General features: G+C 56.7%; 19 protein-coding genes. 17 read left to right on the top strand and 2 right to left on the bottom strand.

From position 1 onward, the window contains the following. Positions 1 to 31: 31 nt before the first annotated feature. On the bottom strand, positions 32 to 925 hold the full coding sequence (locus KGZ93_00490; GenBank protein ID MBS3908103.1) for a deoxyribonuclease IV: 894 nt from the start codon (positions 923 to 925) through the stop codon (positions 32 to 34). Between the two features lie 7 nt (positions 926 to 932). Next, complete coding sequence (locus tag KGZ93_00485) at positions 933 to 2,591, bottom strand: arginine--tRNA ligase (GenBank protein MBS3908102.1); 1,659 nt, start codon at positions 2,589 to 2,591, stop codon at positions 933 to 935. Between the two features lie 223 nt (positions 2,592 to 2,814). Here KGZ93_00485 and lysA point away from each other — a divergent pair, with 223 nt between their 5' ends. The 17 genes from lysA to KGZ93_00400 all read left to right on the top strand — a co-directional run bounded on the left by lysA (position 2,815) and on the right by KGZ93_00400 (position 20,095). Next, on the top strand, positions 2,815 to 4,116 hold the full coding sequence (lysA, locus tag KGZ93_00480) for a diaminopimelate decarboxylase (protein MBS3908101.1): 1,302 nt from the start codon (positions 2,815 to 2,817) through the stop codon (positions 4,114 to 4,116). Between the two features lie 44 nt (positions 4,117 to 4,160). Further along, a complete protein-coding gene (locus tag KGZ93_00475) occupies positions 4,161 to 5,444 on the top strand; it encodes a homoserine dehydrogenase (protein ID MBS3908100.1) in 1,284 nt (427 codons plus the stop codon). Positions 5,445 to 5,447: 3 nt separating this feature from the next. Further along, entirely contained in the window at positions 5,448 to 6,503 is a 1,056-nt protein-coding gene (locus KGZ93_00470; GenBank protein MBS3908099.1) for a threonine synthase, read from the top strand. 82 nt (positions 6,504 to 6,585) lie between these two features. Beyond that, entirely contained in the window at positions 6,586 to 7,485 is a 900-nt protein-coding gene (locus KGZ93_00465; GenBank protein ID MBS3908098.1) for a homoserine kinase, read from the top strand. A 599-nt stretch (positions 7,486 to 8,084) separates the two neighbouring features. Next, positions 8,085 to 8,894: a metallophosphoesterase gene (locus KGZ93_00460; protein ID MBS3908097.1), complete on the top strand. Its 810-nt coding sequence runs from the start codon at positions 8,085 to 8,087 to the stop codon at positions 8,892 to 8,894. Beyond that, positions 8,873 to 10,249 carry a 2,3-diphosphoglycerate synthetase gene (locus KGZ93_00455; GenBank protein ID MBS3908096.1) on the top strand — a complete coding sequence of 459 codons (1,377 nt, stop codon included), beginning with the start codon at positions 8,873 to 8,875 and terminating at the stop codon, positions 10,247 to 10,249. The genes KGZ93_00460 and KGZ93_00455 overlap by 22 nt, the downstream gene beginning before the upstream one ends. Then, positions 10,242 to 11,195 (top strand): 2-phosphoglycerate kinase, encoded by a 954-nt coding sequence (locus tag KGZ93_00450; protein ID MBS3908095.1) that lies wholly within the window; start codon positions 10,242 to 10,244, stop codon positions 11,193 to 11,195. Before KGZ93_00455 ends, KGZ93_00450 begins: the two co-directional genes overlap by 8 nt. Further along, entirely contained in the window at positions 11,196 to 11,852 is a 657-nt protein-coding gene (fsa, locus tag KGZ93_00445) for a fructose-6-phosphate aldolase (protein MBS3908094.1), read from the top strand. A 67-nt stretch (positions 11,853 to 11,919) separates the two neighbouring features. Beyond that, on the top strand, positions 11,920 to 13,323 hold the full coding sequence (gene rho / locus KGZ93_00440) for a transcription termination factor Rho (protein MBS3908093.1): 1,404 nt from the start codon (positions 11,920 to 11,922) through the stop codon (positions 13,321 to 13,323). Positions 13,324 to 13,508: 185 nt separating this feature from the next. Next, entirely contained in the window at positions 13,509 to 13,757 is a 249-nt protein-coding gene (gene rpmE, locus KGZ93_00435) for a 50S ribosomal protein L31 (GenBank protein MBS3908092.1), read from the top strand. A gap of 57 nt (positions 13,758 to 13,814) precedes the next feature. Beyond that, complete coding sequence (locus KGZ93_00430) at positions 13,815 to 14,759, top strand: DUF1385 domain-containing protein (GenBank protein ID MBS3908091.1); 945 nt, start codon at positions 13,815 to 13,817, stop codon at positions 14,757 to 14,759. 298 nt (positions 14,760 to 15,057) lie between these two features. Continuing rightward, positions 15,058 to 16,125 (top strand): peptide chain release factor 1, encoded by a 1,068-nt coding sequence (gene prfA / locus KGZ93_00425; protein MBS3908090.1) that lies wholly within the window; start codon positions 15,058 to 15,060, stop codon positions 16,123 to 16,125. After that, the gene (prmC, locus tag KGZ93_00420; protein MBS3908089.1) at positions 16,125 to 17,000 is read left to right on the top strand and encodes a peptide chain release factor N(5)-glutamine methyltransferase; all 876 of its coding nucleotides are present in this window, start codon (positions 16,125 to 16,127) and stop codon (positions 16,998 to 17,000) included. Before prfA ends, prmC begins: the two co-directional genes overlap by 1 nt. A gap of 1 nt (position 17,001) precedes the next feature. Beyond that, positions 17,002 to 17,655 carry a threonylcarbamoyl-AMP synthase gene (locus tag KGZ93_00415; protein MBS3908088.1) on the top strand — a complete coding sequence of 218 codons (654 nt, stop codon included), beginning with the start codon at positions 17,002 to 17,004 and terminating at the stop codon, positions 17,653 to 17,655. A gap of 114 nt (positions 17,656 to 17,769) precedes the next feature. Then, positions 17,770 to 18,228, top strand: coding sequence for a ribose 5-phosphate isomerase B (gene rpiB, locus KGZ93_00410; protein MBS3908087.1), 459 nt, complete (start codon positions 17,770 to 17,772; stop codon positions 18,226 to 18,228). Next, on the top strand, positions 18,225 to 19,478 hold the full coding sequence (locus KGZ93_00405; GenBank protein MBS3908086.1) for a serine hydroxymethyltransferase: 1,254 nt from the start codon (positions 18,225 to 18,227) through the stop codon (positions 19,476 to 19,478). The genes rpiB and KGZ93_00405 overlap by 4 nt, the downstream gene beginning before the upstream one ends. A gap of 107 nt (positions 19,479 to 19,585) precedes the next feature. Then, a complete protein-coding gene (locus KGZ93_00400; protein MBS3908085.1) occupies positions 19,586 to 20,095 on the top strand; it encodes a cytidine/deoxycytidylate deaminase family protein in 510 nt (169 codons plus the stop codon). Positions 20,096 to 20,200: the final 105 nt, after the last annotated feature.

Genomic DNA, 20,200 nt, shown 5'->3' with positions numbered 1-20,200 from the left:
ATTATGACGCTAAAATAGTACTAGTGTCAAGTTATATTTGGGTATTACGCGAATAATCAAGGATATTTTCCGTTTTTCGCAAGCGGTTGCCTTTAATATCCCGGAGTACGGAGATGTTTTTAAGGTCATCGGCGACTGTCTGGCGCGGTGTCTCCAGGATTACCGGTTTACCGGTGAGCAGCGGATGGTTGAGCAGGTAGTCAAAACCGGCGTTTCCGATATAGCCCTCGCCGATGGCCGCGTGGCGGTCGTGCGCCGTGCCCAGCGGGTATTTCGAGTCGTTGGCATGGATGAGTCCGACGCGCGCCATGCCGAGCGTCGTATCGAGTGCGCGCAAGGTACCCTCCACACCGGTCTTAGTCGCGAGGTCGTAGCCGCCCGCGAACGCGTGACATGTGTCGAAGCATATGCCGAGGCGCTCGCCGCCGCCCGCAATCTCTATTATCTCGGCAAGCTCTTCAAAGGTGACACCCAAGCTCGAGCCGGCTCCGGCCATGTTCTCCAGAAGAATCGCCACGCCGGAGTCGTCCGCGGCGATAAGCTCGGCGAGAGCGACTCCGACACGACGCATTCCATCGGGCTTACTTGACGTGACCGAGCTGCCGGTATGGACGACATAGTAAGGCGCGCCGATTATATCGCAGACCCGCAAACCATTAGCGATCGCCCCCTTGGAGCGGTCATAGATTTTCTCATCGGGCGCGCCGAGGTTGACCAGATATGGCGCGTGGACGACGACCGGGCTTATCCCGTATTGAGCGCAGGCGGCCCTAAAGTCCGCCGCATCATGCTTATCGGGGTTCCAGCGGCCCCAGTTGCGAGGGTTGCCGGCGAAGATTTGGATGGTCTCGCAATTTCGCTTGCGCGCGCGCTCTACCGCCAACATGAGCGAGCCGGCGATAGAGATGTGCAGGCCGAGCTTCATGAGAGGTCTACATCCTTTCCGGCGCGGCGACGCCGAGCACCGTCAAGACGCCTCGCAGAACCGTCCGAGTCGCGTCGCAGAGGGCCATTCTCGCGGTCGACAACGCTTTATCGTCGGTGACGACCCGGCATTTGGTATAGAAGAAATGGAAGACCGCGGCGAGTTCTTGCGCGTAAGCGGTGAGCGGATGGAGCGCCCTCTGCCGCGCGGCGCGTTCGAGCACCTCCGGCCACTCGGCGAGTTTTCGGATAAGGTCGAACTCGGGCTCGGTCTCCAGCCGCCGGTAGTCGATATCGCCGGATAGGTCGATCTCCTCGGCCTCGGCGAACCTCACAATACTCGATATGCGGGCATGCGCGTATTGGACGTAATATACGGGATTCTCATTCGATTGCTCTTTGGCCAGTTCGATATCGAAGTCGAGCGGGCTGTCGGTGCCGCGCATCAGGAAGAAGAAGCGCGCGGCGTCTCGACCGACCTCCTCTAGAAGCTCGTCGAGCGTGACCATCTCGCCGGTCCGCTTCGACATGCGCACCGGCTCGCCGCCGCGCATTAAGTTTACGAGCTGCCCGATGATTATCTCCAACTTGTCGGCGGGGTAGCCGAGCGCCCGCACAGCCGCTTTCATGCGACCGATATAGCCGTGGTGGTCGGCGCCCCAGATATTTATCAGTCTATCGAATCCTCGCCCGAGCTTGTTTTTGTGGTAAGCGATATCGGCGGCGAAGTAGGTCGGCTCGCCGTTGGCGCGTATGAGCACGCGGTCTTTTTCTTCGCCGAACGCGGTCGCCTTAAACCAGACCGCCCCGTCCTCTTCATAGACGTAACCGCTTTCGCGCAGCCCGGCAATGGCTTTGTCGACCGCGGACGACGCGTGGAGTTCGCGCTCGCTAAACCAGGAGTCGAAGACGACCCCCATTTTTTCCAGTGTCAGTTTCAAATGCTCGAGGACCTGCTTATAGGAGCGCTCCAAGAAAAGCGATTCACGCTCGCTCTCCGCGATATCGAGATACGCGTCTCCTTCGGCCGCGCTTATCTCCCGCGCGATGTCTCTTATGTATTCTCCCCGGTAGCCTTCTTCGGGAAAGGGGACGTCTCGACCGAGGAGCTGGACGTATCTTGTCGCGACCGATTTGCCGAAGATGTTCATCTGATTGCCGAAGTCGTTGATGTAGAACTCGCGCTCCACATCGTAGCCCCGAGCGGTCAGGACATTGGCGAGCGTGTCGCCGACCGCCGCCCAGCGGCCGTGTCCGATATGCATCGGCCCCACCGGGTTGGCGCTGACGAACTCGACCTGGACACGTTCTCCCCGGCCCGCGGTCGAATGGCCAAACGATTCGCCCTCGCGCTCGATATCCCGCAAGACCTCGTAGAGCCAATCGTTGCTCAGGTAGAAGTTGATAAACCCGGCGCCGGCTATCTCTACTTTGTTGATAGATGTGTCATCGCCGAGTGCCTCGGCGATGACTTGCGCCACCGCTCGCGGGGGCATCTGGGCTTGGCCCGCGAGGACCATCGCTATATTGGTCGACCAATCGCCGTGCGCTTTCTCGCGCGGCCGTTCGAGAACGATTTGGGGTATCTCCACGGCGGGCAGTCTCTCATCGCGTTGAGCCCGCAGCAGCGCATCGCGTATCAGTTCGGCCAGTCTCTCGTTTATCATCTCTTACCTTTGCTTTTATGGATGCATCAACAAACAATCATTATATCACTTTGAGGTGGTTCAACTGAAGCGGATTATCGGTATTATCTTGTGGCCGCTTCGACGCTCAAGACCCTGCTCTACCTTTGACTATGCCGCAATCCTTATGTTAAACTTACTCAGTCGGCAGGCCGTAGCTTGTCATATTATTCTTCGCGGGGAATCGTTTTTCAGGAGGTTTATCTTGGTCTTGCCGGTTACATCAAAGGTTAATTCAAAAGGCCACTTGGAAATAGGCGGTTGTGACGCGGTGGAACTCGTCAAGGAGTACGGCACGCCGCTTTTTGTCATGGATGAGGAGACGATTCGCGGGCAATGCCGCGCCTATATGGCGGCGTTTGCGAGCAAGACCGAAGATTTCGAGGTCATTTACGCGAGCAAAGCGTTTATATCGGTCGCGATGTGCCGGTTGGCGCAAGAAGAGGGTCTGTCGCTGGATGTCATGTCCGGAGGCGAGCTGTACACCGCCGTAAAAGCGGGTTTTCCTGTCGCGAAAGCTTTTTTTCACGGCAACAACAAGACCCCCGCCGAGCTTAACCTGGCGTTGGAGCATGGGGTCGGCCGAATAGTCGTCGACGGTTTTCACGAACTCGAACTGCTCGACACGATAGCGGCTGAAAAAGGTATGACCCAGGATATTCTCTTGCGAATCACGCCGGGGATAAAACCCCAGACCCACAACTTTATTCAGACCGGCCAGCTCGATAGCAAGTTCGGGTTTGGCCTCCATGACGGCCTGGCGATGAGCGCGGTAAAAAAGGCGCTGACACTCGGCAATATCGACCTAAAAGGAATCCACGCGCATATCGGGTCGCAAATATTCGAACTCGGCTCGTTCGCCAAAGCGATAGAGATAATCATGGGGTTCGTCCACGATATCGAGGAAGAGACCGGCTTTGTCGTGGGTGAACTAAATACCGGCGGCGGCTTGGGTATCAAATACAAGGCGGTCGATGAGCCGTCGACCATCGAGGAGTACGCGGGTGTCATCGTCGCCGGCGTCAAAGAGCAAGCGGCGCGCCTCGGGCTCGCGGTTCCGAGAATCATGGTCGAGCCCGGCCGCTCGATAGTCGCGAATGCCGGAGTCACGCTTTACACGGTCGGCACCATCAAGGATATTCCCGGTATTCGCACTTACGTCTCGGTCGATGGCGGGATGTCGGACAATTTGCGCCCGATGCTATATGGCGCGGTATACGAAGCGCTCCTCGCTAACAGGGTGGAGGACGAAGCGCACGCGCTCGTGACGGTGGCCGGAAAGCATTGCGAGTCCGGCGATATTTTGGTGCGAGATACGATGTTGCCGTACCCGAAAGCGGGGGATATACTCTGCACGCCGGCGACCGGCGCTTATGGGTATATGATGGCCAACAACTATAATCGCCAGCCGCGCCCGCCGGTTATCATGGTAAAAGAGGGGGCGGCCCGCGTAATAGTTCGGGGTGAGACCCTCGATGACCTGGTCAGGCTCGATACCGGGCTTTAATAAGGGTAAGATAGTATTTTAATCTTAGGGGAATAGGAAGAGTCTTGAATAAGAAGATCGGCATCGGAATCATAGGTTTCGGCACGGTAGGCTCGGGAGTCTACCGGATACTGAGCGCAAAAGCATCGAAGCTGGCGCGGCGCTTAGGTGCCGACCTGCGCGTTGTCTTAGTCGCCGAGAAGGCGCGGGAGCTTCTCGAGGGCAAAGTACCGGTCGAGAAGCAGTCGGGCGACGCCAACGAGGTCATCAATCATCCCGACGTGGATATCGTGGTCGAGGTGATAGGGGGCATCGAGCCCGCTTACACCTTTATCAAAAACGCGCTCGAAAACGGCAAACACGTCGTCACCGCGAACAAAGCGTTGATGGCGAGCCGGGGCGGCGCGCTCCTTGAACTCGCCGAGAGAAAAGGCGTAGACCTCTTTTTCGAAGCCAGCGTCGGCGGGGGCATCCCGATAATACGACCGCTCAAATATTGCCTGGCAGGTAATACTATCTCTCGGGTGATGGGCATTGTAAACGGCACCACTAACTATATCCTCACCAAGATGGTCGATGAGGGGATGCCGCTCGCGGCGGCGCTCAAGGAAGCGCAGGATTTGGGATTCGCGGAGGCCGACCCTACGGCCGATGTCGAGGGCGACGATGCCGCGGCTAAGATAGCGATTTTGGCATCGATTGCGTTTAACAGCCGGGTCGTTCCCGAGCAGGTCTACACCGAGGGTATCATGGATATAACGCAGGCGGATATCGCGTACGCCAAGGAAATGGGGTACGCGATTAAACTGCTCGCGCTGGCCAAAGAGGACGAAGACGGGGTCGACGTGCGGGTTCATCCCGCGATGATTCCGGCGGACCATCCGCTCGCGCAGGTCTCCGGTGTGATGAACGCCATCTTTGTCGAGGGCGACGCGGTCGGCGAGGTCATGTTTTACGGGCCGGGCGCGGGGAGCCTGCCCGCGGCGAGTGCCATCGTCGGCGATGTCTTTGAAGTGGCGCTCAATATCAGCCTCAACAAAGTCGGCAGCGCGGCCTGCAGTTGTTTCGAGAGCAAGAAGGTCAAAGCTATCGATGAGGTAACGTCGCGCTACTATATGCGCTTGGAAGCGGCCGATAGGCCCGGAGTGCTCGCCAAAATATCGCAGGTCTTCGGCGAGGACGGCGTGAGCATCGAGAGCGTTATCCAGAAAAACACCCGCGGTGACGGCGCGGAACTCGTTTTCGGTTTTTATATGGTCAAAGAGAAGAACTTTAGGGAATCACTAAAGAAGATAGAGCGGCTGGATGTCGTCAATAAAATCTGTAATGTGATAAGGGTGGAAGAGTAAGTTATGGGCTGGCGAGGACTGATCGAAGAGTACGGGGATTTTCTCCCGGTGACCGAGGCGACCCCGGTGTGTACGCTCCACGAGGGCGATACCCCGCTGATTCGCGCGGAGAGCATTAGCAGGAAGCTGGAATGCGACGTATACTTCAAATACGAGGGGTTAAACCCGACCGGTTCCTTCAAGGACCGGGGTATGACGGTCGCGATAAGCAAAGCGCTGGAAGAGGAGTCAAGGGCGGTTATCTGCGCCTCGACCGGAAATACCAGCGCGTCCGCGGCGGCGTATTCGGCGCGTGCCGGCATCAAGTGTGTCGTACTTATCCCCGAGGGCAAGATAGCGCTAGGCAAGCTTTCGCAAGCGTTGATGCACGGCGCGCAGGTAATAGCGATACGGGGCAACTTCGACGCGGCCCTTAAGATCGTGCGCGACCTCGCCCAGGAGTACCCGATAACGCTGGTCAATTCGCTCAACCAATATCGGGTTGAAGGGCAGAAGACCGGGGCGTTCGAGGTTTGCGACGCGCTCGGCTCGGCCCCGGATTATCTCGCGATTCCGGTGGGCAACGCCGGTAACATCACATCTTATTGGCGGGGCTTTAAGGATTACGCGGCGGCGGGTAAGGTGGAGAGGTTGCCCAAGATGATAGGCTTTCAAGCGGCGGGTGCCGCGCCGATTGTCTTAGGACACCCGGTGGACCATCCCGAGACCATAGCGACGGCTATCCGAATCGGAAATCCGGCCAGATGGCAGGAGGCGGTTTCAGCCGCGCAGGATTCGGGCGGTTTTATAGATATGGTGACCGATGAGGAGATACTCGAAGCGTACCGGCTTATCGCGGCTACCGAGGGTGTCTTTGCGGAACCGGCTTCGGCGGCGTCGGTGGCGGGCCTGATAAAGATGGTTGAGACGGGGCGCGTCTCCAGGGGCGTGCGGGTCGTCTGTGTCCTTACCGGTCACGGGCTTAAAGACCCCGATACCGCGATAAAGACGGGCGGGAAAGTCATCGAGACCGAAGCGACGCTGACCGCGGTCGAAAAGGTCATCTTCGGGGCAGTGTAGAATAACGGCCGGGGTCGGCAATGCCGGCACTGTTTTTGGTCCGCGAACAAAATGAGTCGAAAAATAATCCGAGGGTAAGGTTATGGTACAGGCCATTGTGCCGGCTACGACTGCGAATCTGGGACCGGGCTTTGACGTCTTAGGCCTGGCCTTGAATCTATATAACACATTCACGCTCGCCGAAATCGAGAGCGGGCTGGTCGTCGAGGTCTCCGGAGACGGCGCCGAGCGTCTTTGCGGGGATGAAAATAACCTCGCATATATCGCCGCGAAGCGGCTCTTCGATGAGGTCGGCCACAGGGCCGGCGGCCTTCGTATCGGCATCGATATAGGGGTGCCGCTCGGGAGGGGGTTGGGGAGCAGTTCGACGGCGATCGTCGGCGGGCTGGCAGCCGCCAATGACCTTTGCGGCGGGCAGTTGTCCAGACAGGATATCTTTGCGCTTGCCGCCGAAATAGAGGGCCATCCCGACAATGTGGGCCCGGCCGTCTTTGGCGGCTTCACCATATGCTACGAACGTCAATCGGCGGTCCGAGCCGTTTCGCTGAAACCGTCGAAGAATATCAAGCCGGTGGTGCTCATACCATCGAGCATGCTGGAGACGAAAAAAGCCCGCTCGGTGTTGCCGAAAAGCGTCGCGATGGCCGATGCCGTCTTCAATATCGGGAGGTCTAGCATTTTAGTCGCGGCGCTCCTCGAAGGAAGGCCGGATATGTTAAGAGACGCCATGGAAGACCGGCTCCACCAGCCATACAGGGCGACCCTTATCCCGGGTATGGACCGGGTGATAGAGGCGCTTAACGGCTATCCCGATATCGGCGTGGCGCTGAGCGGCGCCGGCCCAAGCATTCTCTGTCTCGTAGCGAGGTCGAAAGAGGTCGAATATGTAGAGCTTATAAGCGGTGTGCTTGCGGAGCGCGACCGGGATTACGCGGCGGTTCCCCTGGAGTTCGATTTGGAAGGCGTAACCGTCAAGAGTTGACGGCGCCGGCCGGTAGCGCGGATCTCTCTGATTAATCGGTATTGATGTTGACCCGGCAGTTAAAACGAGTAAAATAGAGGGCAACCTAGGTTAAAGATTACAAGACAGTTTTGATGGTACGCGTTTGCGGGGACTTAACAAAAGCGAACTATCCGAAACCCTCGACCCATCCTGTGATTCCATACAGCATATTTTTGTCGGGCCGCGTGCGTTGTGGTCGCCCCTCGCGCGGGGGCGCGGATTGGAACAAACAAACAAACATCATAATTTGCTTGCATCGGTCGTAAAGGTACGGTAACATTGGTCGATGCTAAAGCTGGACAGACAGGAATCGAGATGGGTTTTTTAAAACGATTACTGCGCTCGTTTGTTCGAGCTGCGCTTATAGCAGTGATTCTCTGGTTTATCGAGTGGCTTGTAGAGCCAAAGACCGATGCCTAGCGCGCCTCGAAGTGGTTCCTCAGAATTGAGCATTTTCGCGTATAGCCGGCAATAAATCCTGTGATTTTATGCGTGTGTTTCTTTCGACAGAAGAACAATACGCGAAGGCGCGGCGCCTCGATGCGCCAAGAGCGCATCGAGAAAGGAAAGGAATTTTTATGGGCGATAAAGCCCCTATAACAATCGCACACATCTCCGACCTCCATATAGGGTCACAGTATTTTATCCCGAACCTATTGAGCAGGACCATAGAGGAACTCAACGAACTCAAGCCCGATGCCGTTATATGCACCGGTGATTTTACGGATGCGGGCTTTCGCCAGGAATACACGACGGCGCAGACCTTCTTATCGACGATAGAGTGTGAGCGCCGGCTCTTTATCCCCGGCAACCACGACTCTCGCAACGTAGGATACGTCCACTTCGAGGAGTTCTTTGGTGAGCGCGACCGCGTGCTCACGTTCGACCGCATGATGATAGTCGGTACCGATTCAAGCGAGCCCGACCTCGACAACGGCCGTATCGGCCGCGAGCGTTACGCCTGGCTGAAAGATGCTTTCGAAGACGACAGCTACTTCAAGATTCTCGCCCTCCACCACCACTTGCTTCCGGTTCCCGGCACCGGCCGCGAGCGAAGCATGGTCTATGATGCCGGTGATTTGCTTGAAGTCTTGATAGACTGCGGCATCGACCTCGTTCTATGCGGCCACAAGCACGTACCGTATGTGTGGAGGCTCGAGAGCCTGGTGGTAGTAAACGCGGGTACCGCTTCCAGCCTGCGGCTTCGCGGCAAGACGAAACCTTGTTACAACATCGTCGAGATAGACGAGCGTGACAACATCAAGATATTTCGGAAATATCCCTATGGGGGCCGTGAGCTTATCGCCGAGTTCTCTTGCGACGATAGGAATTACTGCAAGTGGGAGCGGGTCGAGGCTGATGTCGTATCGGGAGGTGGCCGGCCATAACTCGGGCGATTGCGCTTATCGACGGCGAACACTATCCTCCGGTGATCAAGTCCGCTTTGGAAACCCTCGCTAATAATCATGATTATAATGTGGTCGGGGCGGTCTTCGTCGGCGGCCTCGAGAAATTATCCGAAAAGGGCGAGTTCGATGACCTCGGTTGCCCGGTTATTAAAGACGAGGACACGCTGACGGCAATCCTGATGGCAATCGAGCGCTTCGACCCGGAAATCGTCGTAGACCTCAGTGACGAGCCGGTCATAGGCTACAAAGAGCGTTTTTTCTACGCCAGCCACGTGCTGACAAAGGGTATCCCGTATATCGGAGCCGATTTTTGGTTCTACCCGCCGGCTTTCCAGAAGGTCTTGCGGAAACCATCGCTAAGTGTGATCGGGACCGGCAAGCGCGTAGGTAAGACCGCGATTTCCGGCTTTATCTGCCGCCATCTCGATGAGGCGGGCTACCGGCCGGGAGTTATCGCGATGGGGCGCGGCGGGCCGCCCGCGCCGGAGTTGATTGAGGGTCGGGAGATCGAGCTGACCCCGGAATACTTACTCAACCTGGCGCGCTCGGGCAAGCACGCCGCCTCCGACTACTTGGAGGATGCTTTGACGAGCCGTATAACGGCAATCGGATGTCGTCGTTGCGGCGGGGGGCTTGCCGGTCAACCTTTTATTTCGAATGTTTCCGCCGGCGCCAAAATCGCTAACGCGCTCGACATTGATCTCGTCGTTTTGGAGGGTTCCGGCTCGGCGTTGCCGCCGGTCCACGCGGACGCGCATATTCTTACAATCGGGGCCGGACAGCCGATAGACTATATCGACGGATACTTCGGGACATACCGGGTGCTCTTGTCCGATTTGGTCATAATATCGATGTGCGAGCCGCCTATCGCGGACAAAGACAAGGTCGAGCAGTTAGACCAAGCGATAAGAAGTATTAAGCCGCAGGCGAAGATAGCGCATACGATTTTCAGGCCGAAGCCGCTCCGGCCGATAGCGGGAAAACGTGTGTTTTTAGCGACAACGGCTCCGCCCTCGATGAAGGGCAAACTCGTCTCTCACCTAGAAAAGACATACGATGCCGAGGTGGTCGGGGTGAGCACCAATCTTTCGAACCGCAAGTTGTTGCGCCAAGATATCGAAGCGGCCGAGGGGAAGTTCACGACGCTATTGACCGAATTGAAGGCGGCGGCGGTCGATGTGGTGACCGGCATCGGCTTCGGACTGGGCCTCGAAGTCGTGTATATGGATAATCTGCCGGTGGTTATCGGAGGCGATGGCGACCTGGAAGACCTGGTCACTTGGGTTGCGGACCGGGCAAAACAAAATTTTGCGGGCGGGAAGAGCAGTGATTAAAGACAACGAGAACAGATCGCAAATCGTAATCAGCGACGACCGGCACGGCTTGCCTTTTTCGAAGGGCCTTATAGCGTCCTCGTTAACGGCGACGGGCTTGTCTCCGAGCCGGTCGCACAAGGTGGCCAGGATCATCGAGCAGCATTTAATTGAGACCGGCAGGTTTTCGATAGGCGTTGAAACGCTGCGCCAGGTCGTTTACGAACAACTCCTTTCGCATGAGGGCAAAGGGTATGCCGATACTTATCGGCGTTGGCAGACGTTGCTCCATATCGACCGCCCGATGATAATTCTGATAGGGGGGACCACAGGTGTCGGAAAATCGACGATTGCGACAACGCTCGCTCATCGTCTGGGTATCACGCATATCGTAGCCACGGATGCGTTGCGCGAGGTCATGAGGACCGTTCTCTCGGAAGAGTTGATACCCGCACTCCATGAGTCGACTTTCTTGGCTTATAAGGCGATTAACCGGCCAATCGAGGGCGACCCGTTGGTAGCGGGCTTTCGCGAGCAGACCAAGGTCGTCGCGGTAGGCGTTAGGGCCGTCGTGGATCGGGCGATTAAGGAAGGTCTAAACATGGTCATCGAGGGCGTCCACGTTGTGCCCGGTTTTATTCGAAGCAGGTTGTCCGAAAATGCGGTCATCATACCGTTGATAATAACCGTCGACAACGAGGAACTCCACCGGAGCCACTTCTATGTCCGAGACGCGCAGACCGAAGGGTCACGTCCGTACGAGCGTTACCGTGATAATTTTGAATCGATTCGCAGGATCGGCGATTATATAGTAGATTTGGCCCACGAGTACGATATCCCGGTTCTGGTCAGCCACAGCCTGGATAAGACGATAATCGCGGCCCAGGAAGTCGTATTGAATCGTGTTTTAGGACCGGTCGAGGAAGGCGTCAAGGGTTTACTTGACGAGGCGAAAAAGGAGGATTAAATGAAACTTTTTATCGATACCGCCAACATCGAGCATATCAAGGAGATGAATTCGCTCGGGATTATCCGCGGTGTTACGACAAACCCCTCTCTTTGCAGCAAGGAGGGCGGGGATTTCAAGAGTTCGATTGCCGAGATAGCGTCGATTGTGGCCGGCCCCATAAGTGCTGAGGCGGTGAGCCTGACGCGCGAGGGCATCGTCGAAGAAGGCCGCGAACTGGCCGCCATCGCCCCGAACGTAGTCGTTAAAGTACCGATGATGGAAGAGGGGCTTGCCGCGACTAAAGTTCTGAGTTCTGAGGGTATAAGGGTGAACATGACACTAATATTCTCGGCGAACCAGGCGCTCTTGGCCGCGCAAGTCGGCGCGGCTTTCGTCAGCCCGTTTATAGGGAGGTTGGACGATATCGGCCATGATGGTGTCGAACTACTTGACAGCATCGGCTCTATCTATGATATTTATGGTATCAAAACCGAAATCATATCAGCCAGTATCCGGCATCCCCTCCATGTAACTCAGTCCGCGTTAGCGGGTGCGGATATAGCGACGGTTCCGCATAATATTCTAAGAGCAATGGTCAAGCATCCGCTTACGGACATCGGAATCGAGAGATTTCTCGAGGACTGGAAAAAACTTCAGGAGAACGCGTGCAAATAAAGAAATATTTCGCCCAACGCCAAAATAGACCAAAGAGCAATATCTAATCAGTAAAGAAGGTGAAGACGTGAACAAAGCACAACTTGAATCGAAGACATTAGTGGAGTTGCGGCCTATCGCAATGGAGTTGGGTATAAAGAGTGTCGCGACATTAAGGAAGGGCGAACTCGTCGAGGCTATTACCGGCGCGCTCGAAAAGACCGCGGCGCAACCGGTAAAGACCCAGCAACCGGCGCTTGCGGCGCAACCGGGCCGTGCGGCGATAGCGGAGGCGCCGGCGGCGGGGCCAACCGTGACCGGAACACATGCGGAAACCAGACGCCCGCCGAGAATGCATGTAGCCGAGGAGCCCCGAGACGAGAAGTTGCTCCTGCGTAAAGGCATCCTCGATATCTTGGGCGACGGCTACGGCTTCTTGCGAACGCAAGGGTACCTGCCGAGCGAGGGCGATATTTATGTTTCATTGTCGCAGATACGCCGTTTCAGCTTGCGTCGCGGAGACGAGGTCGAGGGGCAAGTAAGGTCGCCTAAGGATACCGAGAAGTACAACGCGCTCCTGCGTATCGAGGCGGTAAACGGGGCGGAGCCGGACACCGCGCGCACTCGCGCGCAGTTCGAGTCGCTTACGCCAATCTATCCGAACGAGAGATTTCTTCTGGAAACCAAGCCTAACGATGTGACTACGCGGATTATCGACTTGGTCGCGCCGATTGGAAAAGGGCAGCGTGGCCTGATAGTGTCGCCGCCGAAGGCCGGTAAGACGACCATTCTAAAGCAGATAGCCAATGCGATAACGACCAACAACCCGGAAGTCCACATGATGGCCCTGCTCGTCGATGAGCGACCCGAAGAGGTCACCGACATGGAGCGCTCCATCAAGGGCGAGGTCGTCAGTTCTACCTTCGACCAGCCGGCGGATAACCATGTCCAAGTCGCCGAACTCGTTCTTGAGCGGGCAAAACGCCTCGTCGAGCACGGGCGTGACGTCGTAATCATGCTCGACAGCGTTACCAGGCTGGCCAGGGCATATAACTTGACGATACCGGCGAGCGGGAGAATTCTCTCCGGCGGCGTCGATTCGACGGCGCTCTTTCCTCCAAAGCGGTTCTTCGGAGCGGCGCGAAATATCGAATACGGCGGCAGTTTGACGATTTTGGCTACGGCCCTGGTCGATACCGGCAGCAGGATGGACGAGGTTATCTTCGAGGAATTCAAAGGAACCGGCAATATGGAACTCCATCTCGACCGCCGACTCGCCGACAAGCGAATATTCCCGGCAATCGATATCGACAAATCCGGCACTCGTAAGGAAGAGCTTATTTTGCCGCCCGATGAGGCCCAGCTTATATGGAAGCTCAGAAGAGTGCTTCACGCGCTCGACTCGGGCGCGTCGATCGAGCTTCTCATCGATAAGATGAGGGAGACTAAGTCGAATACGGAGTTTTTAATGCAGATTTCGAAGTCGAGGTAATGATTCTTGCACCGATAGCCACTTTACCGCTATTTTCGGAGCAGACCTCTTTTGTTGTCAATCAAAACCTGTTATGTTATAACATTAGTGCGGTTTTAGCTAATTTTAACTAATTTTAACCGAGGTTAAAGTTCACGGCAGCGGGATATATTCTGCTGTGAACTATTTTTTTGGAGGTGAAAGTCGTGAGAAAAGGGATTCATCCCGACTATGTCAAGTCGCAGGTCTCCTGCTCGTGTGGCGAGACTTTTGAGACGCGCTCAACGAAGTCCGAGTTGAAGATAGAGCTTTGCTCGAAATGCCATCCGTTCTATACCGGAAAGCAGAAACTTGTCGATAGCGGCGGCCGCGTGCAGCGATTCCAGAAGAAATATGGTCTTGCCGTCACAAACGTCGAAGAGGAAGAGAAGAAAGCCGAAGAAGAGCAAGCTTAAGCAAGACGATATTTCGATAATCACACGTAATAATAAGGGCGATATAGGCTAGGTGCTATGGCTAAACCATATTTCGGCGGGCAGGCGGTCATCGAGGGCGTTATGATGAAAGGGCCCAAGCATTGGAGCCTTGCCGTCCGCTCATCCGATGATACGATTGTCTCTGTAGACGAACCATTCAAATCGATTAGCGAGCGCTGGCCTATTTTCAAGAAACCTCTTTTCAGGGGTATCGTTGTTTTGGCGGAGACCTTTGTCCTCGGCATCAAGACGATATCGCTCTCCGCGAACCTTTCCTTAGGTGAGGCGGAAGAGGAGATAAGCTCGAAAGAGATGGTGGCGACGCTGCTTCTGGCGTTCGCCCTCGTAATCGGGCTCTTCATGGTCCTCCCTTTTTACTTGACGAGGACGGCGAGCGCCGTAATTGAGGACCGCTTTCTCTTTGCGTTCACCGAAGGCATCTTCCGTATAAGCATCTTTGTCCTCTATATCCTGGTGATATCGCGCGTCAAAGATATTCAGCGCGTATTCCAATACCACGGCGCCGAGCACATGGTCATCCACGCATATGAGGCGGGGGAAGAACTCACCCCGCGGAATGCCGCCAAATACAGCCCGCTACACATAAGGTGCGGCACCGCGTTTATGCTTATAGTCATGGTCGTAGCCATCTTCAGCTTCTCGTTTTTGCCGACGACAAACGTGTTGAGCAGAGTCGCCGGCAAGCTTATCTTGATTCCGATAGTGGCGGGTGTCTCTTATGAGATTACGCGAATCGCGGCAAGATACGCGCATCTTTCGGTTATGAAAATCCTGATGTGGCCGGGGTTGATGCTCCAAAAACTGACCACCGGCACACCGGACGAGTCGCAGCTCGAAGTCGCGATTTACGCGCTCGATAAGGTGCTTATCGCCGAGGGTGTAAAGGAAGCCCCGGTCGAAGCCGAGACCGTAGACGAGCCATCACTTGCTGTCAGTGCGGACCAGCCATTCGCAACGTAGCTATTATTGGCGCCTTCCCGCATACTTATTTCCGTCGGCTTTAATAAATTTCGCTGTCGCTCCTCGCAATGACACCGCCTAATTTATGATTGATGGGGCAGTAGTAAAAGATAAAAATGTAGGGGCGGAGCTTGTCTCCGCCCAATGGGTAGGGCTGGAGTATGACCGGGCCGAGACAAGCTGTGGGCCGAGACAAGCTCGGCCCCTACGGGTTATTTTCAAACGGCCCCTTCCTGTTTACTGTCAATGACTCTTCCAGTATAATTAATAAGGTTATAGACCTAACAGGTGATTAAAGATGTTCGAAAAATTACAGGAAGTTTTAGACAGGTACAATGAAATAACGGAAAATTTGAGCGACCCCGAGGTCATAGGCGACCAAAACAGATATCGCGAACTCGCGAAGACCCACGCCGGCATGACCCCGCTCGTTACCTTGATAAACCGCCTCTATGAGCTGGAGAAGGGCGAGGCCGAAGCGACCGAGATGCTCAAGGGAGAGCAAGACCCCGAGATGCGCGACTTTCTCCACGCGGAGTTAAACACCTTTAAAGAGGAGCGGGAGAAGGCCGAAGAAGATATCAAGTTCTTGCTGGTAGCGGCGGATCCGAACGATGAGAAGGATATCATCGTCGAGATACGGGCCGGCGCCGGCGGGGATGAGGCGAGCCTCTTCGCGGGCGAACTCTACCGGATGTATTCGCGTTACGCGGAGGCGCATAGGTGGAAGACGGAGGTGCTGAGCACCAGTCCGGCCGATGTCGGCGGCTTCAAAGAGGTCATCTTCGAGATTAAAGGGAAAGGCGCGTACAGTCGCTTTAAATACGAGTCCGGCGTCCACCGGGTGCAGCGCATTCCTGTGACCGAGTCGGGAGGGCGCATCCATACTTCGACGGTGACGGTAGCGGTCCTTCCGGTGGTCGAAGAGGTCGAGGTCGAAATCGGTCCCAACGATGTCAAAGTCGATGTCTTCAGGGCGGGCGGCCCCGGCGGCCAGTCGGTAAACACGACCGACTCGGCGGTGCGCGTAACGCACTTGCCGACCGGGTTGGTCGTCTCCTGCCAGGACGAGAAGAGCCAGTTGCAAAACCGCGAGCGCGCGATGACGATTTTGCGCGCGAGGCTCTATGAGAAGATGATGGATGAGCAGAACGCCGAATTAGCGGCGGAGAGGCGCTCTCAGGTCGGGACGGGTGACCGCAGTGAGCGAATTCGCACCTTCAACTTCCCGCAAGGCAGGGTTACCGACCATCGCATATCCTACACCGTCCACAATCTCCCCGCCATTTTAGAGGGCGAGATAGACGATATTATCGACGCGCTGGCCGCGGCCGACCGCGCGGAAAAGCTCAAACAGGTGGTGTGATGCCTTTGGCGGCCATGACCATCGGTGAGGCGATAAAACAGGCCGCCCTGGAGCTGGAGGGCGGCCCTTTGATAAGCGCCCGGGTCGAAGCAGAGCGAATCGTAGGGGAGGCGCTCGGCCTCGAGCGGTCCGACCTCTACTTATATAGCGCGCGGGAGTTGACCGCGAGCGCGCAGGCTTTTATCACCGGGGCGGTAGCCGAGAGGCTCGGCGGCAGGCCGCTCCAATACATCTTGGGGCACCAGCACTTTCGTTATCTCGACTTCGTCTGTCGCGAGAATGTCCTAATCCCGAGGCCGGAGACCGAGCGCCTGGTCGAGGAGGTATTAGCCGGACTGAACGATTTGCGCACGCTCGGCTTGCCGCTCGTGCTGGATATCGGCTCCGGTACCGGCGCAATCGCGCTGAGCATCGCGCATGAAAACGATGTCGTGCGCGTTGTCGCGGTCGATGTCTCGGATGCCGCGGTCGCGCTCACCTGGGAGAACGCGGAGCGCCACGGGCTCTTAGACTGCGTAACGGTCGTCCAAAGCGACCTCTTCGGAGGGGTGCAAGATTACCGTGGGTGTGTCGACATAGTCGTGTCGAACCCTCCCTATATTAAAACCTCCGACCTGGATGGTCTCCAAGGTGAGGTCCGGCGCGAGCCGCGGCTCGCGCTCGACGGCGGCGAGGACGGCCTCGATTTTTACCGGGCAATAATAGAAGAAGCACCGGCGTTCATCAAACCCGGCGGCCTGCTCTTCTTTGAGATAGGTTTCGACCAGGCGGCCGACGTCACAGCAATCTGCCAAGCGAGCGGCGGCTTCAAAGATATCGAAGTCAGAAAAGATTATCTCGAAAACGATCGCATTATTAAGGCGAGAAGGATTTGACATGGCCGCCTTTAAAGAGCGGACGACCGAATTGATTGCGGTGGACCCCGATAATCCGGACGCCGCCGACCTGCGTGCGGCGGCGAAGGCCGCGCGCGAGGGCGCGCTCGTCGTATTCCCGACGGACACCGTCTACGGTGTGGGCACGAGCGCGCTCGTCCCGGAAGCGGCGCGCGACATATACGCCGCGAAAGAGCGCCCCGCCGACAAGCCGCTTATCCTGCTAATCGCCGACCCGGAAGATGTTTATAAGTATGTTACCGGGGTCGACGACGCCGCCAGGGAATTGATGCGCGCATACTGGCCGGGCGCGCTGACCCTTATCTTCAAGAAGTCGCCGGTCGTGCCGGCGGCGGTGACGGCGGGCGGCGAGACGGTCGGTGTGCGCTGCCCAAATAACGCGGTCGCGAGGATGTTGATACGGTCGGCAGGCGTCGCTCTTGCGACGACCAGCGCGAATATAGCCGACAAGCCGAGCCCGAAAAACGCGGGGGAAGCCGGCGCGCTCGCGGGTCGTGTCGACTTTATCATCGACGGGGGCGAATCGCCTCTCGGCATCGAGTCGACGGTTCTGGACGTCTCGACCGCAAGACCCGAGTTGCTTCGCGAAGGCTATGTGACTTGGGATGAGTTAAAGGAAAAACTCGCGCTGTGAGGCTGCCCTTTACAAGCCCATAAGCAGCAGGTATCCTTTTTAACAGGGATTTATTGGCGCCGCGGGCACGCGCGCCGTTTTACGGAATGCGTAGCTTGGAAAGGCGGGAGAGGTTTGAAGGTCGTAATAGGGTCCGACCACGCCGGATATGATTTAAAAGAAGAACTCAAAGAGGTGCTCAAAGAAGAGGGCGTCGAGTTTTTGGATGTCGGCACCATCAACGGCGACGACTCTGTCGACTACCCGGACTTCGCCGAAATGGTGGCGCTAAAAGTTGTCGCCGGGGAGTATGACCGCGGGGTTATCGTATGCGGTACCGGGGTCGGGGTGGCCATTGCCGCGAACAAAGTCAAAGGAGCCCGCGCCGCAAACTGCAACGAGACGGTATCCGCGCGCTTCAGCCGCGAGCACAACGACGCCAACATCCTAACCTTGGGGTCGAGGATAATTGGCGCGGCGGTCGCGATAGAGATATTGAAAGTATGGTTAGCTACCGGCTTCGAAGGCGGCAGACACGCCCGACGGGTCGAGAAGATAAGTATGATAGAAGAACGAGCAGGGGTGAGCGAATGACATTAAGGGAAAGCGATTCGGAGATATGGCAGGCCATCCAGGACGAGCTTGAGCGCCAGCGGCACACACTCGACCTTATCGCGTCTGAAAACTATGTGAGCGAGGATGTAATCGAAGCACAGGCTTCGGTCATGACCAATAAATACGCCGAAGGCTACCCGGGACACCGCTATTACGGCGGTTGCGTGCATGTCGATACGGCGGAGACGATAGCTTGCCGGCGCGCCAAGGAACTCTTCGGCGCGGAGTACGCCAATGTCCAGCCCCACTCGGGCGCCCAGGCAAACACAGCGATTTACCTGGCGTTGCTCAAGCCGGGCGACACGGTCATGGGTTTGATGCTCCCGCACGGCGGCCACCTTACGCACGGCAGCCCGGCCAATATCTCGGGCCGGATATACAACTTCGTCGCTTACGGGGTCAACCCCGAGACCGAGCAGATGGATTACGACGAGATTCGAAGGATTGCCCGTGAGAATAAGCCGCGTATGATAGTCACAGGCGCGAGCGCTTATCCGCGCATCATCGATTTCGAGGCGTTCCGCTCGATAGCCGACGAGGTCGACGCATACCTTATGGTCGATATGGCGCATATCGCGGGATTGGTAGCAGCCGGGGTTCACCCGAGCCCCGTACCCCATAGCGATGTGGTATCTACCACGACGCACAAAACGCTGCGCGGCCCGCGCGGCGGTTTGATTCTGGCGCGCGAGAAGTACGGCAAAGCGCTCGATAAAGCGGTCTTTCCGGGGACGCAGGGCGGCCCCATGATGCATACGATAGCGGCTAAAGCGGTCTGCTTCAAAGAGGCCATGGCCGGTGATTTTAAGACCTACGCCGAGCGGGTCGTGGTTAACGCGCGCGCAATGGCCGAGGTTTTGGCGGGGCGCGGGTTTCGGATATGCTCGGGCGGCACCGATACGCACCTGATGCTAGTCGATTTGACGAGCAAAGGGATAACCGGGGCCGATGCCGAACAAGAGCTTGGAATGGTCGGTATCGTTGCTAACAAAAACACCATCCCGTTCGAGACGCGAAGCGCCTCGGTAACGAGCGGCATCCGTTTAGGGACGCCGGCGATTACGACTCGCGGCTTAAAGGAAGATGAGACCCGATTCTTGGCAAACCTTATCGCCGACACCCTGGAGGGCATGGGCGATGAGCGGGTACACGGGAGGGTCGCGGCCGAAGTTAAACGGCTCTGCGAAGAGCACCCTGTCTACAGCAACCTCGCTGCCGTAGGGCGCTAGAAAGACGTTGATAACGGTTTGATCGACTGTCACGGCGGATGACGCGGCGGATAGGTCGCGCGTCGGCCCACAAAGCGTTGGAGAGGCTGGGAGGCGCTGGGATAAGTATGGACTATGATAACGGGCGGAGCGGCCCGCCTCTCTCGGAGCGGCCTTCCGATTCGAGGCCCTCTTGGGACGAGTATTTCTTAAACATCACCAAACAGGTCTCCCAGCGCGCGACCTGTGTCAGGCGAAAGGTCGGGGCGCTTCTCGTGCGCGATAAGCGCATCCTCGCGACCGGCTACAACGGCGCGCCGTCGGGTGTTCGGCACTGTATAGATATCGGCTGCTTGCGTGAGATTCAGGGTATAGCATCGGGCGAGCGCCACGAACTCTGCCGCGGCCTTCACGCCGAGCAGAACGCGCTTATTCAGGCGGCGCTCTACGGCATCGCGGTCGGCGGGGCGACGATTTATTGCACACACCAACCGTGTGTGCTCTGTGCTAAGATGCTTATTAATGCGGGCATTAAAGAGATATTTTTTGAGCAAGGCTATCCCGACCTGCTCGCGCAAGAGTTGCTGGAAGAGGCTGGGGTCAGGCTTTTGCGGATTTCCTTTGACAACGGCAGCTGATTATATTTTGATTATTTATTAGCGATGTAGCGCAGAAACCGGCAATCAAGCTATTGCATGCGCCTTTGATTTACTTTATTATAATTCAAGGATCGGTGTTCGTAA

It is taken from the genome of Actinomycetota bacterium (genome assembly GCA_018333515.1).
Taxonomy (GTDB): Bacteria; Actinomycetota; Aquicultoria; order Aquicultorales; family Aquicultoraceae; genus Aquicultor.
This window is presented reverse-complemented; position numbering and strand designations above follow the sequence as displayed.